Source organism: Streptomyces sp. NPDC028907, assembly GCF_055564995.1.
In genome coordinates, this window is sequence record NZ_JBVHVE010000020.1 from 114,194 (window position 1) to 135,873 (window position 21,680).

A 21,680-nucleotide genomic window follows, 5' to 3' on the forward strand; every position below is an offset into this window, starting at 1 on the left:
CGCTAACCGTGCAGCTCGCGGTAGGCGGCGACCGCCCCCGAATGCAGAGGCACCACCCCCGTGGAGATCAGGCTACGGGCGTCGAGGAACTGGGTGCCGAGGGCCGTGGTGGGGACGAGCCGCGCGGCCCGGCGCACCAGGACGTGGGTGAGGGCGGCGGCGACGGGCGCCGGCAGGTCGGGACGGCACAGGAGCAGGTTGGCGACGCCGATGGTGGTCACCTCGGGCATGCCGCGGTACGCCCCGGCCGGCACCGTCACCGCCTCGAGTCCCGATCCCGACCGCTCCGTGCCGGCTCGCAGCCGGGGCAGCAGCCCGGCCAGCGGCAGCAGACGGATGCCGGGCCGGACGTCGAGGCCGGACAGCACCGGCAGCGGTACGCCGCCCGCGACCAACAGGGCGTCGACGGAGCCGTCCGCCACCGCACGCGCCGCCTGCGGCATCAGCAGATGCCGGACGCGGACGTCGGTGCCCGGCGTCAACCCCGCCGCCCGCAGCAGACGGTCGCCGAGCACGGCGCCGCCGGACGCGGGCGCACCCAGCGAGACGGTGCGTCCCGCGAGGTCGGCGACCGTACGGATCGGTGCGTCGGCGCGGACGGCCAGCTGGACGTAGTTCTCGTAGACCCGGCCGATCGCACGCAGCGGGACGCGTCGGCCGAACGGCGCGGAACCGGCGTACGCCGCCCACGCGATGTCGGCCAGCGCCAGCGCCACGTCGGCTCGACGCTCCCGCACCAGCCGTACGTTGGCCACGCTGCCTTCGCTGCGGAGCACCTCGCAGGACAGCCTCGGGTAGGCCCGCGTCACCTGGTCGGCGAGCAGCTGACCGAAGGCCGCGTAGAAGCCGTCGGACTCGCCGGTCGCGATCCGCAGCCGGCCCTCGGGGCCACGGTCCGTGTGCCGGGCGTCGGCCGTCCCCGCACCGGCGAGCAGGGCCGTGCAGGCCGTGCCGAGGGTGGCGCGCAGCGCGGTGCGGCGGGCGGGCCCGGTCATGCCGCAGACCCTTTCGGACCGGACGCCCCGTGCTCGGCGCGCGGGAGCACCACCCGCACCCGCAGCCCGTGCGGCTCGGCCGCCTCGAATTCGACGCGCCCGCCCCGGCCGGCCACCAGCTGCTCGGCGATGGCCAGACCGAGCCCGCTGCCGCGCACCTCGCGGTGACGTTGCGAGCGCCAGAAGCGGACGCCCGCCTGCGGGAGTTCCCCTTCGGCGAGGCCCGGCCCGTCGTCCCGTACCTCGAACACCGCCTCCGGGCCCTCGGCGAAACAGCGCGTCCGGACGCGGGCGCCGATCCCCGCGTACTTGATCGCGTTGTCGAGCAGGATGTCGGCCAACTGGGCCAGTTCGCCCTCCGTACAGGTCGTCAGGACGGCCGGGCCGGGGGAGAACTCCAGGTGGACACCCGCCTGTTCGGCCACCGGGTGCCACATCCGGGTCTGGGCGGCGGCGACCGCGGTCGCGTCGCAGCACGCCTCCCGCTCGTCCGTCACGGCCAGTTCACCGGCGCGGTGTTCGGCGTGGGCCAGGGCGAGCAGATCGTCCAGGAGGTGCTCCATGCGTTCGAGCTCGGCGGTCACGCCCGTGTAGGTGCGGGTGGCGGAGTCGGGCAGGCGGGGCTGGAGCGAGTCGATGCGCAGGCGCAGGGCGGCCAGCGGGTTGCGCAGTTGGTGCGAGGTGTCCGCGACCAGGCGGCGCTGCTGCTCCAGTGCGGTGGACACGGCGTCGGCCATGCGGTTGAAGCCGGTGGCCAGCTGGCGCAGTTCGGGCGGTCCGCCCTCCCGGGCATGCTCGGCGGGCAGCCCGGCCGCGAGCGCGCCGACCGCGCGGTCGAGGCGGTGCAGGGGCCGTACGACCCACCGGGTGGCGGCGCGGGCGAGCAGCAGACAGGCCACGGCGAACAGGCCCGCGCCGGCCAGGACCAGCGCCCAGCGCAGCGCGATGTCGTCGGCCGCGGCCCGCACCGAGGCCCGCAGCACCACGGCGCCGGACACCCGCGTGCCGCTGCCCACCGGTCGGGCGAGCAGCTTTTCGCCGCGGGACCAGGGGCGCAGCGTCCCCCCGGGCGCGACCGGCTGGTTGCGCAACGCAGCGTCGACCAGGCGGGCGACGGCCGGGTCCGCGGCGCGCAGGCCGCCGGTCTGCGCCACCGGGGCGCGGCGGGCGTCGACGACCACCACGGCCTCGCCGTACAGCTCGGTGTACCGGGTGACCTCGGCGGTCAGCGCGCCGGTGTCGCCGCTGAGGGCCACCTGCTCGGCCAGCCCCGCGAAGCGGTTCAGGTCGGCGGTGCGGGACGCGACGAGCTGCTCGGTGCGCTGGGTGGCGGTGACGCCGAGCAGCGGGACGGCGAAGCCGGCCACCGCCAGCACGGCGAAGGCCAGGACGACGGTCAGTACCCGGGTACGCATGGGAGATCCCCGGCCCGCTCAGCCGCCGAACCGGTAGCCGAAGCCGCGGATCGTGGTCAGTACCTCGGGGCGGCCGATCTTGGCCCGCAGCTGGGTGAGATGGACATCGAGCGAACGGGACACCGCCAGGTAGGCATCGCCCCACACCTCGTCCATCAGCTGCTGGCGGCTGACCGCCGTACCGGCCCTGGCCGCCAGCGCGGCGAGGACCGCGAACTCCTTGGTGGTCAGCCGCACCTCGGCCCCGCCGACCGTCACCCGGCGCGCGTCGAGGTCGACCACGACGTCCTCGGCGCGGACCGTGCGCGGCGCCGGAGCGGCGGCTGTCGCGGCGGCCGTCTTGGCGCGGCGGGTGACGGCCTCGATCCGGGCCAGCAGCTCGGCCAGCCGAACCGGCTTGACCAGGTAGTCGTCGGCGCCCAGCCGCAGGCCGCGCACCACCGACCGCTCGTCGCCCCGCGCGGTCAGCACCACCACCGGAAGGCCGCTCACCGCCCGCAGCTTGCGCAGCACCTCCAGCCCGTCCAGATCGGGCAGGCCGAGGTCGAGCAGCAGCAGGTCGGCCTGCCGGTGGCGGACGAGGACCTCCTCGCCGCGCCGCACCCGACTGGGCACATGACCGTGCTCGTACAGGGCCTCGGTGAGGGCGTCGGCCACCCCGTCGTCGTCCTCGGCCAGCAACACGCGCACGGTCGTCGCCTCCTTCCGTCAGTGATCGCGGGACTCGGTCTCCAGCGGCGATCCGTCGGACGTCTCGCGCATCCGAATGTAGACGAGCAGCGAAATCAGGACGCAGGCGGTGACGTAGTAGAAGTACCAGCTCTCGTGCCCCGCGTTCTTGAACCACAGGGCCACGTACTCGGCCGTCCCACCGAACACGGCCACCGTCAGCGCGTAGGGCAGACCGACGCCCAGCGCCCGGATCGACGTCGGGAACAGCTCCGCCTTCACCACCGCGCTGATCGAGGTGTACAGGGAGCTGACCGCCAGCGGCCCGACCATGAGCAGGAACGCGTACACGGGATCGCTGGTGTGTGACAGCAGCGTCAGCGAGGGCACCACGACCACGGCGCCGAGCACGCCGAACGCGATGAGCATCGGACGCCGACCCACCCGGTCGGACAGCAGCCCCATGACCGGCTGGAGCACCACGAACACCAGCAGCGCGAAGAAGTTGATCCAGGCCGCCGTCGGTTTGGCGATGCCGCTGGTGTTGACCATGAACTTCTGCAGATACGTGGTGTACGTGTAGAAGAACAGCGTGCCGCCCATGGTCAGCCCGACGACGACCAGGCACTGCCGGGGGTACGACAGCAGCATCCGCAGGCTGCCGCGCGCAGGCCCGCCGTCCTGGCCCTCGTCCGCCGCGGCCGCCGCGCGCTCGAAGCTCTCGGACTCGTCCATGCCGCGCCGCAGCCACAGCACCACGATCGCCCCCGCCGCACCCACGACGAACGCGATCCGCCAGCCCCACACCTCCATCTGCGCGGCGCTGAGCACCTGCTGGAGCACGATCTGCAGGCCGAGCGCGGTCAGCTGGCCGGCGATGAGCGTGACGTACTGGAAACTGGAGTAGTAGCCGCGACGGCCGGGCGAGGCCACCTCCGACATGTAGGTGGCCGACGTCGAGTACTCACCGCCGACCGACAGCCCCTGGAGCAGCCGCGCGGTCACCAGCAGAACCGGCGCGGCCACCCCGATCGCCCCGTACGACGGCGTCAGCGCCACGATCAGCGAACCCACCGCCATGAGCGTCACCGACAGGGTCAGCGCCGCGCGCCGCCCACGGCGGTCGGCGTAGCGGCCGAGCACCCAGCCGCCGATCGGCCGCATCAGGAAGCCGACGGCGAACACCGCGGCGGTGTTCAGCAGCTGCGCCGTCTGGTCGCCGGACGGAAAGAACGCGGCGGCGAAGTACACGCTGAACGCGGTGTACGCGTACCAGTCGTACCACTCGATCAAGTTGCCGATCGATCCGCGCACGATGTTGCTGACGACCCTGCGCTCACCGCGGCGCGACTCCAGCGCGCTCGCGGGCGTGGTCTGTGTGGCCATCGAAAACTCCCTTGTCTGCGGCCCGGAAGCACACAGAGTCGACGGCACGGCAGGGCCGTTCAACAGGGCGAACGAAGTCCTAACAGTCCCTTAGGGCTGAGGTGGCGGGGGAGGGGCGGTCCGGCCCGGGGCGCACGGTCCGTCGGGACAGCGCGCGGACCCGCCCCTCCCTCCCTCGGACCCCGGGGCGCTGCCCCCGGCACGAGCTCGCCTACCCTGCCGCACGTTGACACGCATCTGTCGACATGCTGCTATGAGCGCTGCTCAGCAGCCCTGCGTCGCATCGCACGCCGCTCGGGCAGCGGATCGACGGCCACCCGACCGAGGGCGGCGCCCAGACCCCAGAGCGAGGACCCATGCCGCAGCGTGCCGCGACCATCGTCGGCGGCGGGATCGGCGGCCTCGCGGCGGCCATCGCCCTGCACCGCCGGGGCTGGCGCGTGGAGGTGCTGGAACGAGCCCCGGCGTTCACCGAGATCGGCGCCGGCATCTCCCTGTGGCCGAACGCGCTGCGCGCGCTTGAGGCGCTCGGCCTGGCCGGCACCGTCCGGGCGCTCGGCGCCGTCGAGGCCACCGGCGGGGTACGCGACCGGCGGGGCCGCTGGCTGTCCCGTACGGACAACGCGGAACTGACCCGCCGCTTCGGCCACCCCCTGGTCGTCCTGCACCGCGCCGACCTGCTACGGGCGCTCGCCGCGGCACTGCCCGCCGACAGCCTGCGGCCGGGCAGCGAGGTGTCCGCCGTCCGCGACGAGGCCGGCGGGGTGATCGTCGAACACCGTGGCGGCGAGTCCCGGGCCGACCTCGTGATCGGCGCCGACGGCCTGCGCAGCGTGGTCCGCTGCGCCCTGTGGCCTGCGGCGGAGGGCCCCCGGTACGCCGGTTACACCGCCTGGCGCATGGTCACCGACCCCCTCGCCGACCCGCCCGCCGAAGGCGCCGCGACCTGGGGCCGCGGCGAGAGGTTCGGCTACACGGCGCTGCCGGGCGGGCGGATGTACTGCTTCGCCACCGCGTCGTTGCCCGCCGCAGCGGCCTCCGGTACGTCCGAGCACGCCGAACTGCTGCGCCGGTTCGGGTCCTGGCCCGATCCCGTCCCCGCCCTGCTGGCCGCCGTCCCGCCGGACACGGTGCTCCGACACGACCTGTACGACCTGCCGCCGCTGCCCTCGTTCGCCCACGGTCGCGTCGCGCTGCTGGGCGACGCCGCCCACGCGATGACCCCCAATCTGGGCCAGGGCGCGTGCCAGGCCCTGGAGGACGCGGTCACCCTCGCCCACTGCCTCGACGGCACCCCGGACATCACCGCCGCGCTCACCTCGTACGACAGGCAGCGCCGCCCTCGCACCCAGGCCGTCGCCCGCCGCTCCGCCCGCCTCGGCACGGTCGGCCAGCTGTCGTGGCCGCCCGCCGTACTGCTGCGTGACACGGCCGCCCGGCTGACGCCGACGCGGGCCACGCTGCGATCCATGACGCCGATCCTCGGCTGGACCCCGCCCGGCGACCCGGCGACCACGACACGGATCGAGACCCGGAGCGAGGGCCACTGATGCCGGACTGGACGTACCACCCGCTGCGCGGCGCGGCCGCCGCCGTCCTCGGCGAGCGCCGCTCGCAGCGCACCGCGCTGCGGCTGCTGTCCTCGATCGGCTCCCGCCCCGTCGGCGCACGGCTGATCGCCCGGGGCTTCGGCCACCGCCATCCACCGAAGCGGCTCGCCGGCGAGACGGCCGGCGTGCCCCTGACCGTCCGCCTGGGCATATCGGTGCCGCCCTCGCTCGCCCGCGAAACGATCCGCGCCATGCCCCCGCTCGGGGCAGGCGTCGTCGAGGTGTCGCCCGTGTCGGCCGCCGACGTGGAGACCGTACGGCAGGCCGCTGCCGGGCGTTCGATCCCGCTGCTCGTCCGGGCCTGCGACCCGGCGACCGAGGCCGCTCTCAAGCCGCATGTCGACGGGTTCACCGCCGACGACGCCCCGCACGTGGTCCGCGTGTCCGACCCGTCGGTCACCGCCGCGGCGGCCGCGCTCGCCGATCCGGACACCGTCGTACTCGCCCGCCCCGAGGTGCTCGTCGACGCCGGACCCGGCTGGTTCGCACGAGTCACCGAGGCCGCCACGCCCACGGCGCCCGCTCCGCGCCTGCGGGACCTCGGCCGCGACCCGCGCCGCTGGCCCGTCTGGTGGTGGGCGCTGCTCGTCGGGCTCGGCATGACGGGCGCCGGACTCGGCGCCGCGGTGATCACACTCGGGCCGGTGCTGCTCTGGTACGACCGGGACTACCTCGGCATGACCCTGCACGAACTCCATGCCGCCAACCACCACCTCGTGCACTTCCTCCAGCACGACCGGATCACCATGGCCGGCACCATGGTGGCGATCGGCGCCCTCTACACCGGCCTCGCCGTGGGCGGAATCAGACGCGGCTGGCCCTGGGCCCGCGAGGTGTACCTGATCTCGGGGGCGATCGGCTTCCCCACCCTGTTCTACTTCCTGGCCACCGGATTCGTGGAACCCCTGCACACCGCCACCGCCGTCGTGCTGTTCCCGATGTACCTGGCCGCCGTACGCCGGACCCCGCACGCGCCGCGATGGTGCCTCGCGCCCGAAGGGCCGGAGCCGGAGCGGCGGCGGGCGCTGGTCGGCCAGCTGCTGCTCATCGTCACCGGAGCGGGGCTGTTCGCCGGCGGAGCGGTGATCTCGGTGGTCGGTCTGACCGGGGTGTTCGTGCCGAGCGACCTGATCTTCCTGGGCACCAGCACACCCGTGCTGGAAGCCGTCAACCCACGGCTGGTGCCCTTCGTCGCCCACGACCGGGCGGGCTTCGGCGGCGCGCTGATGTCCGCCGCCGTCGCGATCACGCTGCTCAGCGCGTGGGGCTGGCGACGCGGTGAGAGCTGGGTGTTCTGGACCCTGACCGCGGCGGCGACCGCGGGCTTCCTCCCGGCCGTCGTGGTGCACGGCGCGATCCACTACACCGACTTCCTCCACCTCGCGCCGGTCTACTTCGGCATCGCCCTGACCGGCACCGGCCTGCTGCTCGCGCGTCCGTACCTGTGCGCCGAGGTGTCGACGGGACCCACCGACTGACGAGCCGCCAGACTGGGCTTCATCGCATCGAAGCTGCCTACCGCAGGGGAGAGGGATGGGGCCCGGACAGGACGAAGAGGTGACCGACGCAGCGGCGCTGCCCGCACGGCTGCGGCACGTCTACTGGATCGGCGGCGGCAGCGGAGCCGGGAAGTCGACGATCGCCCGTCGCCTCGCGGACCGCAAGGGCTGGCGTCTCTACGCCACCGACGACGTGATGGGGGAGCACGCTCGGCGGACCACACCCCAGGAGGCCCCCTTCCTGCACCGGTTCATGGCCATGGACATGGACGACCGATGGGTGAACCGGTCCCCGGAAGCGATGCTCGACACGTTCCACTGGTATCGCGGCGAGGCCTTCGGCCTGATCGTCGAAGACCTCCTCCGGCTGCCGCAGGAGCCGTGCGTCGTCGTCGAGGGCTTCCGGCTGCTGCCGCACCTCGTGAAACCGCTGCTCGCCGCTCCCGGACACGCCGTCTGGCTCCTGCCCACCCCCGAGTTCCGCCGGACCGTCTTCCGCAGCCGAGCCGCGGCGGGCGAGGGCTTCGTCCGGAACACCAGCGATCCGGCCAAGGCCGCCCGCAACCTCGCCGAACGTGATCAGATGTTCACCAGTCGCCTCCGGACGGAGACCCGCCGCCTCCGACTGCCCGCCATCCAGGTCGAGATCACGATGACGGAGGACGCTCTCGCCGAGCGGGTGGCCACGTTGTTCCTCGACGGACGGCAGGGACGGAAAGCGGAGGGGCAAGCATGAGCGAGTGGCAGCTGACCAGGACGTTTGCCGGCACCGCCGGTGAGGTTCGCTGGGACCGGCTGGGACACCCCGACCGGCCGCCGGTCGTCCTGCTGCACGGCACACCGTTCTCCTCCTACGTCTGGCGCGCCATCGCCCGTTCCCTCGCCCGGGACCACCAGGTCTTCGTCTGGGACATGCCCGGCTACGGCGAGTCGGAGAAGTCCGCGGACCAGGACGTGTCCTTGTCCGCCCAGGGCCGCGTCTTCACCGAACTCCTGAGCCACTGGGGCCTGGAGGAGCCACTCGTCGTCGCGCACGACTTCGGCGGCGCCGTCGCCCTGCGGGCCCACCTGCTGCACGGTGCCCGCTACCAAGCCCTCGCCCTGGTCGACCCGGTGGCTCTGGCGCCGTGGGGGTCCCCGTTCTTCCGGCTCGTCCGCGAGCACGCCGAGGTCTTCGAGCAGTTGCCGCCCCCACTGCACCAGGCCCTCGTCCGTGAGTACGTCGGTTCCGCCAGCGGCCCCGGCCTGCACCCCGCGGTTCTCGACCGGCTCGTCCAGCCTTGGCTGGGCGAGCCCGGCCAAGCGGCCTTCTACCGGCAGATCGCCCAGGCCGACCAGCGCTACACCGACGAGGTCCAGCACCGGTACGCCGAGATCACCGTCCCGACGCTGATCTGCTGGGGCCAGAGCGACACCTGGATTCCGCCGGAGAAGGGGCGGGAGCTCGCCGCCCTGATCCCGGGCGCGCGGCTTGAGCCGATCGCCCACGCGGGTCACCTCGTCCAGGAGGACGCGGCAGCGGAACTCACAGCCGTTCTCATCGCGTTCCTCCACGGCCGGCACGGACGCTGACCCCCGGCGCGGCGATGATCCCGCCGAGATCCGCCGACGCGTACCGATCGCCTCAGCCGTCGAGGCGCTCCGTGTAGGCCTCGGTCGGCGGAGCCGGAGTGGGACTCGTCATGCCGACCGACCAGAACCCTCCGGTGCCTGGAACGGACGTCACGTCGTTGAGATACGGCGCCGGCGCCGGCCCGGCCGGACCTTGAACGAGGGTCCAGGCGTCGCCGTCGCGGCGCAGATACGTACTACGGCTCTGGTCCCGGTAGTTCCAGCCCGATATCCACGCGGCACGGCCCTGAGCGTCACCCGCGATGCCGCTCAACGACCCGACGGTGAAGCCCGCTTCCACCCGAGTCCAGGCCGTACCGTCCCAGTGGCACAGGACGGGGTTGCCCGGGCGGCCGGGCGGGCCGCCGATGCCGGCCTCGGTACCCACCGCCCAGACGTCGTCCGGCCCGGCCACGTGAAGATCGGCGATGCCCAGACGCAGGCCCGCGACCGGGGGCAGCACCGTCCACGCCCCGTCCCAGCGGGCCACCAGTCCGGACCAGCCTCCGCCGTTCGACTGGTCCCCGCCGACCCAGGCCTCTCCGTGCGAACGCACCACCACCCGGTACAGGTTCGCGCTCGTGACGGGCAGCGGGTCCAGCCAGCGCCACACCTCCCCGCCCCCGTCGCCGTACAGCAGACCGGCGCCGCCGCCTCGGCTCCCGCAGATCCAGAGCTGCCGGTCGGAGTCCACCGCCACCGAGTTCAGCCGAGCGTTGGTCTCTCCCGCGCCCGGGAACGCCGCCTCCCGCCAGGTGGTTCCGTCCCAGCGCAACAGCGCGCTGCCGGTCCCGACGGGCTGGCCCACACTCCACGCGGCGGCCGAGCAGGTACCGGCGACATCGAGCAACCGCGTGTGGCCGAGATGCGTCAGGTCGGTCTTCGTCCAGGCGCTTCCGTTCCACAGCATGGCCAGGGCTCGCCCCTGCGACGGCCCGGCCCGGCCCTCCTCACCGACCGCCCAGGCCAGCCGGGGTCCGGCCGCGGCGATACGGCGCAGTTGCGCGGCCGGAGTACTGCCCGGCGCCGGCACGGCCTGCCAGCCTTGCGTGCGGGGCGTCGGCACCTCGGCCCGCGCCGTTGCCGGGCCGAGCGCGAGCCCCGAGAACGTGCCGATCGCCCCTGCCACAAATCGCCTACGTCTCACTGCTGGATCCCCTCCAGGCGGATAGGGCGGATAGGAGGGACTACCGTGAACCGGCGAACCGCGCAGGTCTAGATACGTACGTGACAAAGCAGGCAGTACGGCCCCCAGGCGGGGGCGGGCTCAGTACGTGCGGCCGTCGCGCAGTTCCAGCCGCTCCCCGGGGAACCGCTTGCGGAAGCCTCGGTCGTGGGAGACCGCGACCACTGCTCCGGGGTAGGCCGCGAGCGCCGATTCCAGGTCCTCGATCAGGTCGAGCGCGATGTGGTTCGTCGGCTCGTCGAGCACGAGGAGGTCGGCGGGCCGGGTCACCAGGACCGCGATCTGAAGCCGGCGCTGCTGCCCGGCGGACAGCGCGGCCACCGGCACGTGCAGATCCTCCGCACGGAACAGCCCCAGCGTCAGCAACTGTTCGGCGTACTCCTCCGGCAACCCTGGGCGCCCGGCCGCGAAGGCGGCCAGCAGCGGGAGCCGTGTGGAGCGCGCGGGCAGTTCCTGCGCCAGGTAGCCGATCCGGGCGGGGCGGCGGACCGTGCCCGATTCCGGCTCCAGGTCGCCCGCCAGGACACGCAGCAGGGTCGTCTTGCCGGCCCCGTTCTCACCTGTGACCAGCAGCCGCTGCCCGGGCGCGATCGTCAACAGCCCCTCCAGAAACAGCCGTTCGCCGACCGCCACGGCATCCAGTTCGGCGAGCGGGGCCGCGACGGGACGCTCGCCGCCCATCGCCGTGAGCGCCGCTGTGAACCGCAACGGCTGCGGCGGCGCCGCCACCGGGTTGCGCCGCAGGTGGGCCAGCCGCTCCCGGGCCGCACGCACCTGTCCGCCGAGCTTCGCCTCGTGCGAGCGGCGGTGCTTGCCGAAGCCCTGCCGTGGGTCCTTGCCGGTGGTGGCGAGCCGCTTCCCGGCGGCCTCGACCAGATTCTCGGTACGGGCCACCTCCTCCAGCCAGTCCGCGTACTCCTGCTCCGCCCGGCGCCGGGCGGCGGCCTTCGCTGAGCGGTAGCCGGCCCAGCCGTCGCCGTAGCGGTGCACCGTGCGGGCATCCCGGTCCACCTCAAGGATCGTGGTGGCGATGTTCTCCAGGAAGCCGCGATCGTGGGTGACCGCCACGACGGTGCCGCGGTGCGCGCGCAGCCGCTCCTCCAGCCAGCGCACCGCCGTCGCGTCGAGGTGGTTCGTCGGCTCGTCCAGGAGCAGCAGCTCGGGGGCGGCGGCCAGCACGCAGGCCAGGGCCAGCCGTGACTGCTCGCCACCGGAGAGCGAGCCGAGGATTCGGTCGCGGGTGATCCCGGCGAGCCCGAGGCCGTGCATGGCGGTGTCGACGCGGACGTCCGCCTCGTAGCCGCCGCGCTCCTCGTACGCGGTCAACAGCTCGCCGTACACGGCGAGTTCGTCCTCCGACGCCTCGCCGAGTCGCTCCTCCGCGGCGCGCAACCTGCGCTCCATGTCGCGCAGTTCGGTCAGGGCGAGATCGATCGCGTCCCGGACGGTGCAGTCCGGGACGAGGTCGAGGGTCTGGGCGAGGTGGCCGAGGCCACCGGGGAAACTCACGGTGATGTCGCCGGCGTCCGGCGTCTCGGCCGCGGCGAGCAGCCGCAGCAGGGTGGACTTGCCGGAGCCGTTCTCACCGATGACGGCGGCCTTCTCGCCCGGCCGGACGGTGAAGGAGACCTGGTCGAGGACGGTCCGGGTGCCGTAGGACTTGGTGACGTCCTTGACGGACAGCTGCGCCACTGCAGTGGGTTCGGCGGTATGAGCGCGTTCGCGCATGTGACTTTCCCTGGGATGCGAAGGGTCTACGGGCAGCAGAAACGGCGGCGTCGGCCGTGCCCGGACTCAGAGAAAGTAGAAGAAGCGCATACCGTCACCATAGCAAGACGAGACGGCTCGTCTCAAGTCGGGTGGGTTTCGCATCGCGCGGTGGCGGTCCCGAGCGGTCGCACCCGGCTGTGGATCAAGAGTTCTATAAGCTTCCTCGATGGACAGTGATCTTCTCCGCCTCACCGTGCTGGGCAGTGCGACGCCCTATGCGAGCGTCGACAACCCGTGTTCCGGCTACCTGGTTTCCAGCGGCGGCACTCGGGTGTGGATGGACGCCGGCAGCGGGACACTGGCGCAGCTGCAGCGTCATGTCCGCCTCGACGAGGTGGACGCGATCTGGATTTCGCATCTGCACGCCGATCACAGCGCGGACCTGCTCACCGCCTACTACGCGGCGCTCTACGCGGACATACAACTCGCCGCGCCCATCCCCCTGTTCGGGCCGCCGGGCATCGCCGACCGGCTGGCCCATTTCCTCACCAACAGCCCGACGCGCAGCCCGATCGAGTCCGCCTTCGCCGTCCATGAGCTGGACGACGGGCACCAGGCCCGCATCGGCGCCCTCACTCTTATTAGCCGCGCAGTGGCGCACGGCATCCCGGCCTTCGCCGTGCGCATCGAGGCCGAGGGCCGGTCGCTGGTCTACTCCGGGGACACGGCGCCGTGCGAGAACCTCACGCGGCTGGCCGAGGGCTGCGATGCGCTGCTGTGCGAGGCAGAGAGCGCCCAAGCACCTGCCGAGGGCGACCAGGTGCATCACACGCCCGAAGACACCGGGAACACGGCCGGCGCGGCCCGGGCCGGCCGACTGATCGTCACCCACGTCGGACGATTCCTCACCCCGCAACAAGCGGTGGCACGCGCCTCGACCCGGTTCGACGGTCCGGTCGACTATGCCGCACCCGGCGCCACCTTCTCGATCGGATGAGCAGTTCCGGGCCGCCGCGTGAGTTGCCCGGGGCGGCCCGGCGTCTGTCCCGGGCGATCGGGCGGGCACCGTGGGCAGCGCGCCCGGCGCTGCCCACGGAGATGACCGGCGGGCAGCCGCCGACAACGCTGCAGCGCGCCCACCCACGGGATCGCAGGGGTTCAGAGCATGAGCAGAAGTCGCGTGTTCTTCACGAGCTTCCGGTTCACGCTGGTGCTCTGCACAAAGATCGTGAACTCGTCGTTGTGATCCGGCTTGACGCGGATCTCCGTGTCCGGCAGGCCCAGCAACGCCCGTGCCTGCGGACCCGTGTACACACGGTCCGTCTTCTTCTCCAGCACCGCGATCTGCTTCTGCGCCTGGATCTTCTCCGACTTGCTCAGCTGGTAGAACGCACCACCGGTGCGGTACGTGTGCCCGCACTCGGTGACCCAGTCGCGGATCGCCGCGTCACGGGCCACCGGGATCAGCTGGTAGGCCGACGGATCCACCGGGGTCAGACCGGCTGCCTTGATGGTGTCCTTGTTGACTGCCTGCCCACCCGTGGAGAACACCGCCCGCGATCCGCGGATACCCCGGGAGCGACCCACCATGAACTGCTCGGTGGCCTGCTGGATGACCTGCCCGGCCTCCTCCAGCCCCTGAGTGCTCGTGGCGTCCCAGACGGCGATGTTGTCCTTCGGGAAGCCGCACTGCATGGCCTCGCGCTTGCCCATCTGATCCGGCACGAGAACGGCCAGGGTCCAGTTGTCCTCCTGCCTGTCGATCATCTCGGCCACGGCCCCGACCAGAGCGCGCGGGTCCCTGCCGTGGGCATCCGGGCACCGATGGCTGGCGTTCTCCTGCCCGTCCGTGAGCACGAACGTCAGGAAGCTGTGGTCTCCGTAGAGTTGAGCCGTCTGCGCCAGTTCCCGCTGCGACTTGAGCGTCGCTGCCAGCAGCGCCGTCATCCCGCCGGCCCGGTACAACTGCTTCAGGGACGGCATCCGCAGCACGTCCTTGTCGTAGATGACGCACTCCACCCGGTCCGCGAAGACGTACACCGTGACACGGGTCTCCTGGTCCAACTCCTGCGATCGGCGGGCCAGATAGGCGATCTGTTGGTCAGCCACCTCCACGACCTTGCGGCTCAGGTGCGACATGGACGAACTGGCATCCAGCACGAGAGCGACGTGGTTGATGTAGTTCTGGCTTCCGGACATGACAACTCCCCCTCATCCGACTCGATACCCAGATGCTCTCACCCACCACTGACAATCGATCTTGAAGCCGTCGAGGCCCCACACCTGCCGAGGCCCCACCCGGCCGGGAAGCCCACCCGCGGCTGCCGCAGACGGAAAGCGGCCTGGAGAGCGCGCTGGGGGAGAGGCCGTCATCGGGTCACGGCGTCACGGCGTCACGGAGTCTGTCGAGTCGGGCGGCGGTCAACTCCAGCCAGCGCAGGTCCGCTTCCAGGTGGAACAGGGCGTGGTCGCAGATCAGCTGATCCGCCAGCTCGCCCTTGCGCTTGCGGTCGGTGAGGATCCGCATGCCGCGCAGATGCTCGGAGCGCTGGATGTCGAGGATCCCGGCGGCGTCGCGCCGGGTGAGCAGGGCGAGGACGACCTTGGTGTAGAGGGCCGACTGGAGATATTCCTCCGGTTTCTGCGGGGTCGCCAGCCACCGCTGTACGTCGGTGATGCCGGCGTCGGTGATCGCGTAGCGCTTACGCTCGGGCCCGCCGCCCGCCTCGATTCCGTCGATCTCGACGAGGCCGTTCTTCAGCAGCCGGGACATCGTCGAGTAGACCTGGCCGTAGTGCAGCGGCCGGTCGTGACCGAACTTCTCGTCGAAGGCCCGCTTGAGGTCGTAGCCGTGGCGCGGGCCTGATTCCAGGAGCCCGAGAAGAGTGTGACCGATGGACATGACCCGCACTATACATACCACGTATACGCGATATGTATAGAAGCCTCCCCGTGACAACCGACCGTGGGTCGACGTCCTTTGGCCTGTGTGCCGTGTCGCCGGTTCCTGAGCGCGTGCCATCGAGCCGTGATGGCACGCGATTTCACGCCGCCGAGGATCAGGCGCCCAGGTCAGAGGACCAGGCGAGCGACGTCCCTGCTCAGTGCAGGGCTGCCGTGAAGATCTCGCGCTCGGCTGCGGTGTAGGTGCGCTCCCGCTCGGACCAATGGATGCGTTCCGTGATCCGGGCGTCGTCGGCAACGCGCGGGCGTGGGCGCGTGAGGTGGCTCCGCCACCACTGGACGTTACGGGTCTGCCGGTCGAGTACGGCGTCGACGAGGCGGGAGCGGGAGACGGAGTCGAGTCCGTAGGCATCCGCGAGGAGGCGTACCTGCGCGGCTTGCGCGATGGCGGGCGGCGCTTCGGGTTTGGAGGAGATACACCAGGTCCACGCCATATAGCCGAGGTCTTCGAGCGGGTCACCTGGGGCGGCGGTGTCGAAGTCGATGAAGGCGACCGGGGCGTCGTCCACGAAGACCATGTTGTTCGGCCCTGGGTCGTGATGGCAGATCACGGGGCGCCGACCGGCGAGGCGGCTGCCCCGGGTGGCGTCGTGCAAGGCACGGAGCAAGGAGCCGGCGACGGCCACCTGGGGGTCGGCCCACTGCTGGAAGCGGGCGGGCACCCAGCCGGGCAGATAACTGAGGATCTCACGACCGGCCGCGTCGAACCCGAGGTGGCGCGGGGCGCCGGTGAACCCCTGCAGCTGGAGGTGACGGAGCAGCTCCGCGACGAACGGGGACGACGCGCTGGCCGGTCGCCGGACGGTATTGCCGACCCTGACGACGTCTGGGGTGATGCGTCCGCCGGACAACGGCACCTCGTGCTCCATGCCTTCATGGTGGCAAGCGATCGGCCTCGTCACGGCCTATGGCCGCGGCGGCATCACTCCATCGACTCCAGAATGCGGTCGAGTGTGCGCCGTCCCATCCTGCTCATCGTCGGATTGCTCTCGACGTAGTACCAGACAACACCCATCGCCTGTTCGAACGCCCATGCCTTGCCTCGTTCCCACTCCAGATCGTCGCAGCCCAGTGCCCGCCGGAGCACTTTCCGCGGGCCTGACTGCAAAAGGTGCCAGGCACTGACCAGATCCAGCGCGGGGTCGGCCGGGCCGAAGCCGCCGGTGTCGAGTACGCCGCTGAGCCGGCCGCCCGCGACCAGTACATTGCCGGGGATCAGGTCACGATGGCTCATCACGTCGGCACCCGTACGCGGCAACCGCCGAAAGTGGCTCCACGCGTGGCGCAGCCGGGGCACGTCGAGCAGCCCTTCACTCTCCTCGAAGCATGTCGCCATCCAATCGTCGTGGTGGGCGAGAACACCGCCACGACCCTCGCCGCTGAAAGGCCGCCCCCGCGTCGCGGCCTCCCGCAGGGCTGCGATGAAGGCCGCAAGGTCCTCGGCAAAGGCGTCCGACCCACTCGGGTCGGCGTCCGAGGCGACCGTTCCCGGCAGCCATGTCTGGACCGACCACGGCATGGGGTAACCCGCTCCAGGTTTTCCCAAGGCGACGGGTTCCGGGGCGGGGAACCTGGACACCTTCGCCAACTCCGCGCTCGCCATGGCTTCCTGTTCCAGAATCGCCAGCGCCTCGGCGGCATCGGCCAGACGCAGTGGGAATCGCGCGGAGAGGTCGTTCCCGATGCGGAAGATGGCGTTGACCGTCCCGGTCGACGGCAGGAGCCGGATCGCCTGGCCGCTCCACTGAGGGAACTGTTCCCGGACCAACGTCGCGACGGTTTCGGTGGTCACGTCCACCTGGTCCTCGTGCATGGTCATCTCTCGCACGCTCTTCCACTGGTCCGACTCGAAACGCCGGAAGCAGAGCAGATCAACCGAGACGACAGCCAGTGTTTATACGCCAGGGGCCGGATCAACTGAGATTTTCGGCCACCCAGGTGTTCCAACCGTTCTGGTCGCCCCAGGCGGATGACGCGGTTCGCGGTTGCTGATCACGCGGAGGAGGAGCGCTGATCGCGCACCCACTCGGGGTCGGGGTTGGTTTGTGACTGGCCCGCCACGACGACGGTCGGCACGGTCTCGTCGCCGTCGTCGGCTGCTCTCACCGCTGCCGCGCCTGACGGGTCGCGCCAGATGTCGACCCAGTGCGACTGGCGGGCGCTGCGGCTCAGTCGGACCCGCAGTCGTACGCAGTACTTGCACCCCGGCCGCCAGAAGACGACCGGTCGGCCGCCGACCGCGCTGGGCGTTGTGCCTCCCGCGCGCTGATCGATCCAGGGAAGATCAGGGGTGAGTTCACGCCGGCGAGCGTCAGGAACACCAGCAGAGTCCTGCGTCTGTGCCAGGGCTGCCCTTCAGGGGTGCTGCGGAAGCGGATCGATTGTCAGACCTCTCTGAGATGCTCCGAGTATGGAGATGACAGTGCAGTTGACGATCGACTGCTCCGATCCGCAGAGAATGGTGACATTCTGGGCCGAGGCCCTGGGGTACGTGCCTGAGCCTCCGCCGAGCGGTCACGCCACCTGGCGTGCCTACTGGGCGGCGATGGGGGTGCCCGAGGCGGAGTTGCCGGCCGGTGCCGGGGACATTCCGGAGTCGATCATCGACCCTGCGGGACGAGGGCCGAGGGTGTGGTTCCAGCAGGTTCCGGAGCCGAAGGTCGCCAAGAATCGGTGGCACTTCGACCTGAAGGTCGGCGGGGGCCGTGACGTCCCCCTGGACGTCCGCGCACAGCGGGTCAAGGCCACGGTGGAACGGCTGGTGAAGGCTGGTGCCACCGTGCTGCGGATCAAGGATGAGCCCGACATGGGGTTCTACGCCGCCGCCATGCAGGACCCTGAGGGCAATGAATTCGACGTCGTCTGAGGGCCGTTGCGACGGTGCTGGTCACGGCCACGGGTTCACGGCTGCGACCAGCACCGTCGCCTCGTAGCGGACGCCGCCCGAGGATCGCAGGGCTCGGCCACAAGTCCGCCCGGAGGTTGCTTCTGTAAGTCCCCGCGCCTACTGGGCGAGGTCCGGATCGGATATTCGATGTTCTGCCCGTCCCACGAGGACGCAAGATGGTGCGCATGACTTTGGCCACCCCCGTACTGCACACCGCTCGCCTGCGACTGCGCCCCTTCACCGACACCGACGTGGATCCCCTCTTCGCACTGCACAGCAGCGCCCACGTGCTGCGCTACTGGGACTCCCCGCCGTGGACCGAAAGGGCTCGAGCCGAACGCTTCGTCGCGACGTGCCGGAAGATGGCGGACGAAGGCACCGGGGTGCGGGTGGCCATCGACCGTGTTTCTGATGGGGCCTTCGTCGGCTGGTGCGGTCTGACCGGATGGAACCCGGACTACCGCAGCGCGTCGCTGGGCTACGTCCTCGGCGATGCGATGTGGGGCCACGGCTATGCGACGGAAGCCGCGCACGCCGTGCTGCAATGGGCATTCGACACACTGGACCTGAATCGAGTTCAGGCTGAGACCGATACGCGCAACGTGGCGTCCGCACGAGTTCTGGAGAAGGTCGGATTCGTGCGGGAAGGGACGCTGCGGGAAGACTGCGTCGTGAACGGCGAGGTATCCGACTCTTGGGTGTTCGGGCTGATCAGGCGAGAGTGGCGGCCGTCGACCATGCCGATCCCAGCCCGCTGAGCGACCGTTGCATCCGCTTCTCGTACGGGCCGCGTCCGGGCTGGATGATGACGCCTTGGCGGGCCGGCCGGCCGAGGCGGGAGCCGGTGACGTTCCCGGCGGCGCCTGACCCAGCAGAGCGACGCCGGCCTCGTTGTCGTCTGAGCCGGCCTCCTGGACCTGCTGGTCAAGGTCGGCGTCCGTTCCATGCGGAGGGGCTACGCCGCAAAGCCGGTTGAGATGATGCCCTCGGTGAGGAAGGGTTCATGGTCATGGAGTACTTCTGCTACCACCGAGACCGGCCGGGCTCCCTCGCCTTACGCGAGGAGTTGCTGGAGGAACACTGGTCCTACATGGACCGGTACGCGAAGGAGCTGATCGCTCGCGGCCCGACCTTCGCCGATGATGGTGAAACGCCCACGGGAAGCGTGCACATCGTCGATCTGCCCGATCCGGCCGCTGCCCGCGCGTTCGCCTTCGACGAGCCCAACTACCAGGCCGGCGCGTACCGGGACGTGCTGCTGCGCCGGTGGCGCAACGTACTGGGGCGCACCATGTGGGACTTTCCCGGTGGCCCGAGCGAGGGCAACCGGTACCTGGTGCTCGGCCTCGGCACGGGCCGGGCAGCCGACCTCGCCCTGCCGTCCGACAGGGACGAGCTGATCGCGTACGGGCCGCTGCTGTCCGACGACGGCGACACATGGCTGGGTACGGCGGTGCTGCTCAGGGCCCCGGACCCGGATACGGCACGCGCAGTCCTGACTGCCGACCGGTACGCGGACATCGAGGTCCACGACTGGGAGTTCGGCGGGCGTCGATGAACCACGCGGACACACACACCGGGCTGAGGCCGTCCCCGCACCACGTCGACCTGGGACAGCAGCGGTGACGGGGGTGATGCGGACGGTTCCGCTGGTGGACGGGCCGGTGGAGATACGGGGTGCGCTGGACCTGGAGACCACACCGACAGGGGTGATGCCGCGCCGGCTGCCCGCGTGGACCAAGGAGCAGTACCAGGACCCGTCGGTCCACGGAGTGACCGTGATGCCTTCGGGGGTCCGGCTGGTGTTCCGCACCGATGCGAGCGCATTGGAGTTCGAGGTGCTCACCTCCACCGGCCGGCTCGACGGCGACCCCCACCCTCGCCCGACCGGGATGCTGGAGTTGCTGGTGGACGGTGCCCTGGTCGGGCGCTGTCAGGCGCCGGTGGGCAACGTGCTGCGGATGGCCGGCCCCAGGGCCGTACAGCGACTCATCCCGGGCAAGCCCGGGACCGTACGGTTCGCCGGGCTGCCGGCCGGCATGAAGGACGTCGAGTTTTGGCTTCCACAGCAGACCCCGACGGAACTGGTGGCACTGCGCGCTGACGGCGTCGTGCTGGAGCCGCTGCCGGACGGGCGGCGCCGCTGGGTGCACCACGGCAGTTCCATCAGCCACTGCATCGACGCCGACGGCCCGACCGGGACCTGGCCGGTGGTGGCGGCTGCGCTCGGCGGGGTCGAGGTGATCAACCTCAGTCAGGCGGGCAACGCTCTGCTGGATCCCTATGTCGCCCGGACGATCCGCGACATGCCCGCCGGGCTGATCAGCCTCAAGGTGGGCATCAACGTCGTGGGCCTGTCCGCGTTCCGGCTGCGGACGTTCGGCCCGGCGGTACACGGTTTTCTGGACACGATCCGGGAGGGTCACCCGGACACTCCGCTGCTGTTGATCTCCCCGGTGAGCTGTCCGGCCCTTGAGCAGGTTCCAGGCCCGATCACGACCGGACCGGACGGGAGGATCGCTGCCCTGGGCGACCCGGCCGATGTGGCCGGCGGCGCACTGTCGTTGACGGTGGTCCGGGCCGAGCTCGCCCGGATCGCCGCGGCACGACAGGCCTCCGACCCCCACCTCCACTATCTCGACGGACGAGAACTGCTCGGCCCAAACGAGGCGGACGACCTGACCGACGGCCTACACCCCAACGCCGCCGCCTACCGCCGCATGGGCAAGCGCTTCGCCGCCCACGCCTTCGCGACCGACGGCCCCTTCCGCTGAACTTGTTCCTTGAACGGTCAGACACGCGTAGGTCCAGGAGTTCCATGCTCCGCTCGACGCGCCGCACGGCTCGCGCGACGGGGCTCGACCGCGCTGAACGTCAGGCCGATGTCCTCGGCCGGCCGGATCAGGGACCGCTGATCGTCCCTACGGCACCCGACACCGCCCTGAACTGTCTGCACGCAACCGGGGCGAACACGCACCTGTCCCTAGAGATCGGCGACAAGAAGCCGGTATCCGACATCCAGTACTTCGCGGTCGAGGAGATCGGCGTGGCGGTCGTACCACCGGCCGCAGGACAGGTCCTCCTCCAGCCGGGCCAGGCCAGGGCGGACGACATCGTCGCCGATCTGGGCGAACAGCGAGATACCCGCCCGCACCTGCGGATCAAGGTAGGCCTCGGGCCGGCGCCAGAACGCGGCCAGGAAGCCGTCGGTGCAGTCGTGGGGGACAGGGACCGTCTCGACGCGGGCCTCTCCCAACAGCGTCACCAGCCGCTCCACCGCCACCGCTCGTGCGCCGTCGAACACCGCCGCCTGCGGCAGGTACTCCTCCAGCAGCCAGAACCGGTGATTGACATCGGGGTCGAACGTGAAGATGACAACCCGCTGACGGGCGAGACGGCGCAACTCCCCGATACCGGCCCCCAGGTCACTCCAATGGTGCACGGTCAGCAGGGCCATCACCGCATCGGCCGAGTCGTCAGCCAGGGGAATCGCCTCCGCCGACGCCTCCAGAACCGGCGCAGACGCAACCGGACGCTGAGCGATCATCACCGCACTGGGCTCCACGGCCCATACGGTCTCTGACGGCTCGTAAGATCCACTGCCGGCCCCCACATTGATCACGGTGGCGGCACCACCGAGGGCCCGACGGATCCTGGCGGCGATACGAGGGTCCGGCCGCCGGGTGCCGGCGTAGGAAGCACCGATGCGGTCATAGGTCGCCATACCCCGCAGCATGCCCTTCTCACG

At 71.2% G+C, this 21,680-nt stretch carries 20 protein-coding genes and 1 pseudogene; 9 read left to right on the top strand and 12 right to left on the bottom strand.

Annotation, left to right across the window (positions count from 1 at the left end; translation table 11 throughout):
• Window positions 1-2: 2 nt before the first annotated feature.
• From ACZ4UU_RS40370 to ACZ4UU_RS40385, 4 genes are read right to left on the bottom strand one after another with little or no spacing between them, the layout of a single operon-like run.
• Window positions 3-995 (bottom strand): TAXI family TRAP transporter solute-binding subunit, encoded by a 993-nt coding sequence (locus tag ACZ4UU_RS40370; RefSeq protein WP_471908409.1) that lies wholly within the window; start codon window positions 993-995, stop codon window positions 3-5.
• Window positions 992-2,410 (bottom strand): sensor histidine kinase, encoded by a 1,419-nt coding sequence (locus ACZ4UU_RS40375; protein ID WP_471908410.1) that lies wholly within the window; start codon window positions 2,408-2,410, stop codon window positions 992-994. Before ACZ4UU_RS40375 ends, ACZ4UU_RS40370 begins: the two co-directional genes overlap by 4 nt.
• An 18-nt stretch (window positions 2,411-2,428) precedes the next feature.
• Window positions 2,429-3,100 carry a response regulator transcription factor gene (locus ACZ4UU_RS40380; protein WP_471908411.1) on the bottom strand — a complete coding sequence of 224 codons (672 nt, stop codon included), beginning with the start codon at window positions 3,098-3,100 and terminating at the stop codon, window positions 2,429-2,431.
• Window positions 3,101-3,118: 18 nt separating this feature from the next.
• Window positions 3,119-4,465 carry an MFS transporter gene (locus ACZ4UU_RS40385; protein ID WP_471908412.1) on the bottom strand — a complete coding sequence of 449 codons (1,347 nt, stop codon included), beginning with the start codon at window positions 4,463-4,465 and terminating at the stop codon, window positions 3,119-3,121.
• A 356-nt stretch (window positions 4,466-4,821) separates the two neighbouring features.
• Here ACZ4UU_RS40385 and ACZ4UU_RS40390 point away from each other — a divergent pair, with 356 nt between their 5' ends.
• From ACZ4UU_RS40390 to ACZ4UU_RS40405, 4 genes are all read left to right on the top strand, one after another.
• On the top strand, window positions 4,822-6,015 hold the full coding sequence (locus ACZ4UU_RS40390; protein WP_471908413.1) for an FAD-dependent monooxygenase: 1,194 nt from the start codon (window positions 4,822-4,824) through the stop codon (window positions 6,013-6,015).
• Window positions 6,015-7,553, top strand: a complete 1,539-nt coding sequence (locus ACZ4UU_RS40395) for a hypothetical protein (RefSeq protein ID WP_471908414.1) — start codon at window positions 6,015-6,017, stop codon at window positions 7,551-7,553. Before ACZ4UU_RS40390 ends, ACZ4UU_RS40395 begins: the two co-directional genes overlap by 1 nt.
• A gap of 79 nt (window positions 7,554-7,632) precedes the next feature.
• Window positions 7,633-8,310 carry a hypothetical protein gene (locus ACZ4UU_RS40400; RefSeq protein WP_471908415.1) on the top strand — a complete coding sequence of 226 codons (678 nt, stop codon included), beginning with the start codon at window positions 7,633-7,635 and terminating at the stop codon, window positions 8,308-8,310.
• The gene (locus tag ACZ4UU_RS40405; RefSeq protein ID WP_471908416.1) at window positions 8,307-9,146 is read left to right on the top strand and encodes an alpha/beta fold hydrolase; all 840 of its coding nucleotides are present in this window, start codon (window positions 8,307-8,309) and stop codon (window positions 9,144-9,146) included. The genes ACZ4UU_RS40400 and ACZ4UU_RS40405 overlap by 4 nt, the downstream gene beginning before the upstream one ends.
• 52 nt (window positions 9,147-9,198) lie before the next feature.
• Here the strand turns inward: ACZ4UU_RS40405 and ACZ4UU_RS40410 are convergent, their stop codons facing one another.
• Both ACZ4UU_RS40410 and abc-f read right to left on the bottom strand, forming a co-directional pair.
• Entirely contained in the window at window positions 9,199-10,314 is a 1,116-nt protein-coding gene (locus ACZ4UU_RS40410; RefSeq protein ID WP_471908417.1) for a hypothetical protein, read from the bottom strand.
• A 138-nt stretch (window positions 10,315-10,452) separates the two neighbouring features.
• Complete coding sequence (gene abc-f / locus ACZ4UU_RS40415; RefSeq protein WP_471908418.1) at window positions 10,453-12,099, bottom strand: ribosomal protection-like ABC-F family protein; 1,647 nt, start codon at window positions 12,097-12,099, stop codon at window positions 10,453-10,455.
• Window positions 12,100-12,307: 208 nt separating this feature from the next.
• Here abc-f and ACZ4UU_RS40420 point away from each other — a divergent pair, with 208 nt between their 5' ends.
• Window positions 12,308-13,078, top strand: a complete 771-nt coding sequence (locus tag ACZ4UU_RS40420; RefSeq protein ID WP_471908419.1) for an MBL fold metallo-hydrolase — start codon at window positions 12,308-12,310, stop codon at window positions 13,076-13,078.
• Window positions 13,079-13,239: 161 nt separating this feature from the next.
• Here ACZ4UU_RS40420 and ACZ4UU_RS40425 read toward each other — a convergent pair whose 3' ends face one another.
• The 5 genes and pseudogenes from ACZ4UU_RS40425 to ACZ4UU_RS40445 all read right to left on the bottom strand — a co-directional run bounded on the left by ACZ4UU_RS40425 (window position 13,240) and on the right by ACZ4UU_RS40445 (window position 17,404).
• Window positions 13,240-14,280 (bottom strand): vWA domain-containing protein, encoded by a 1,041-nt coding sequence (locus ACZ4UU_RS40425; protein ID WP_471908420.1) that lies wholly within the window; start codon window positions 14,278-14,280, stop codon window positions 13,240-13,242.
• A gap of 178 nt (window positions 14,281-14,458) precedes the next feature.
• A complete protein-coding gene (locus tag ACZ4UU_RS40430) occupies window positions 14,459-14,983 on the bottom strand; it encodes a PadR family transcriptional regulator (protein ID WP_471908421.1) in 525 nt (174 codons plus the stop codon).
• A gap of 199 nt (window positions 14,984-15,182) precedes the next feature.
• Window positions 15,183-15,914: a phosphotransferase gene (locus tag ACZ4UU_RS40435; RefSeq protein WP_471908422.1), complete on the bottom strand. Its 732-nt coding sequence runs from the start codon at window positions 15,912-15,914 to the stop codon at window positions 15,183-15,185.
• Between the two features lie 53 nt (window positions 15,915-15,967).
• On the bottom strand, window positions 15,968-16,864 hold the full coding sequence (locus ACZ4UU_RS40440) for an aminoglycoside phosphotransferase family protein (RefSeq protein WP_471908423.1): 897 nt from the start codon (window positions 16,862-16,864) through the stop codon (window positions 15,968-15,970).
• Window positions 16,865-17,037: 173 nt separating this feature from the next.
• Window positions 17,038-17,404, bottom strand: a pseudogene (locus tag ACZ4UU_RS40445) (glutaredoxin domain-containing protein).
• A gap of 51 nt (window positions 17,405-17,455) precedes the next feature.
• On the opposite strand from ACZ4UU_RS40445, the gene ACZ4UU_RS40450 reads away from it, so the two are divergent.
• The 4 genes from ACZ4UU_RS40450 (at window position 17,456) to ACZ4UU_RS40465 (ending at window position 20,706) form a co-directional block, all read left to right on the top strand.
• A complete protein-coding gene (locus ACZ4UU_RS40450; protein ID WP_471908424.1) occupies window positions 17,456-17,911 on the top strand; it encodes a VOC family protein in 456 nt (151 codons plus the stop codon).
• A 206-nt stretch (window positions 17,912-18,117) separates the two neighbouring features.
• Window positions 18,118-18,690 carry a GNAT family N-acetyltransferase gene (locus ACZ4UU_RS40455; RefSeq protein WP_471908425.1) on the top strand — a complete coding sequence of 191 codons (573 nt, stop codon included), beginning with the start codon at window positions 18,118-18,120 and terminating at the stop codon, window positions 18,688-18,690.
• Window positions 18,691-18,941: 251 nt separating this feature from the next.
• On the top strand, window positions 18,942-19,490 hold the full coding sequence (locus tag ACZ4UU_RS40460; protein WP_471908454.1) for a YciI family protein: 549 nt from the start codon (window positions 18,942-18,944) through the stop codon (window positions 19,488-19,490).
• A 76-nt stretch (window positions 19,491-19,566) separates the two neighbouring features.
• The gene (locus ACZ4UU_RS40465; protein WP_471908426.1) at window positions 19,567-20,706 is read left to right on the top strand and encodes a GDSL-type esterase/lipase family protein; all 1,140 of its coding nucleotides are present in this window, start codon (window positions 19,567-19,569) and stop codon (window positions 20,704-20,706) included.
• A 209-nt stretch (window positions 20,707-20,915) separates the two neighbouring features.
• Here the strand turns inward: ACZ4UU_RS40465 and ACZ4UU_RS40470 are convergent, their stop codons facing one another.
• Entirely contained in the window at window positions 20,916-21,656 is a 741-nt protein-coding gene (locus ACZ4UU_RS40470) for a class I SAM-dependent methyltransferase (protein ID WP_471908427.1), read from the bottom strand.
• Between the last annotated feature and the right edge of the window lie 24 nt (window positions 21,657-21,680).

Bases quoted from the DNA above. Each gene is read 5' to 3' on its own strand.
- ACZ4UU_RS40370 (WP_471908409.1), bottom strand. From the start codon at position 995: ATGACCGGGCCCGCCCGCCGCACCGCGCTGCGCGCCACCCTCGGCACG.
- ACZ4UU_RS40450 (WP_471908424.1), top strand. From the start codon at position 17,456: ATGGAGATGACAGTGCAGTTGACGATCGACTGCTCCGATCCGCAGAGA.
- ACZ4UU_RS40385 (WP_471908412.1), bottom strand. From the start codon at position 4,465: ATGGCCACACAGACCACGCCCGCGAGCGCGCTGGAGTCGCGCCGCGGT.
- abc-f (WP_471908418.1), bottom strand. From the start codon at position 12,099: ATGCGCGAACGCGCTCATACCGCCGAACCCACTGCAGTGGCGCAGCTG.
- ACZ4UU_RS40460 (WP_471908454.1), top strand. From the start codon at position 18,942: ATGGAGTACTTCTGCTACCACCGAGACCGGCCGGGCTCCCTCGCCTTA.
- ACZ4UU_RS40470 (WP_471908427.1), bottom strand. From the start codon at position 21,656: ATGGCGACCTATGACCGCATCGGTGCTTCCTACGCCGGCACCCGGCGG.
- ACZ4UU_RS40435 (WP_471908422.1), bottom strand. From the start codon at position 15,914: ATGGAGCACGAGGTGCCGTTGTCCGGCGGACGCATCACCCCAGACGTC.
- ACZ4UU_RS40465 (WP_471908426.1), top strand. From the start codon at position 19,567: ATGCGGACGGTTCCGCTGGTGGACGGGCCGGTGGAGATACGGGGTGCG.
- ACZ4UU_RS40440 (WP_471908423.1), bottom strand. From the start codon at position 16,864: ATGACCATGCACGAGGACCAGGTGGACGTGACCACCGAAACCGTCGCG.
- ACZ4UU_RS40405 (WP_471908416.1), top strand. From the start codon at position 8,307: ATGAGCGAGTGGCAGCTGACCAGGACGTTTGCCGGCACCGCCGGTGAG.
- ACZ4UU_RS40425 (WP_471908420.1), bottom strand. From the start codon at position 14,280: ATGTCCGGAAGCCAGAACTACATCAACCACGTCGCTCTCGTGCTGGAT.
- ACZ4UU_RS40455 (WP_471908425.1), top strand. From the start codon at position 18,118: ATGACTTTGGCCACCCCCGTACTGCACACCGCTCGCCTGCGACTGCGC.
- ACZ4UU_RS40395 (WP_471908414.1), top strand. From the start codon at position 6,015: ATGCCGGACTGGACGTACCACCCGCTGCGCGGCGCGGCCGCCGCCGTC.
- ACZ4UU_RS40430 (WP_471908421.1), bottom strand. From the start codon at position 14,983: ATGTCCATCGGTCACACTCTTCTCGGGCTCCTGGAATCAGGCCCGCGC.
- ACZ4UU_RS40390 (WP_471908413.1), top strand. From the start codon at position 4,822: ATGCCGCAGCGTGCCGCGACCATCGTCGGCGGCGGGATCGGCGGCCTC.
- ACZ4UU_RS40420 (WP_471908419.1), top strand. From the start codon at position 12,308: ATGGACAGTGATCTTCTCCGCCTCACCGTGCTGGGCAGTGCGACGCCC.
- ACZ4UU_RS40375 (WP_471908410.1), bottom strand. From the start codon at position 2,410: ATGCGTACCCGGGTACTGACCGTCGTCCTGGCCTTCGCCGTGCTGGCG.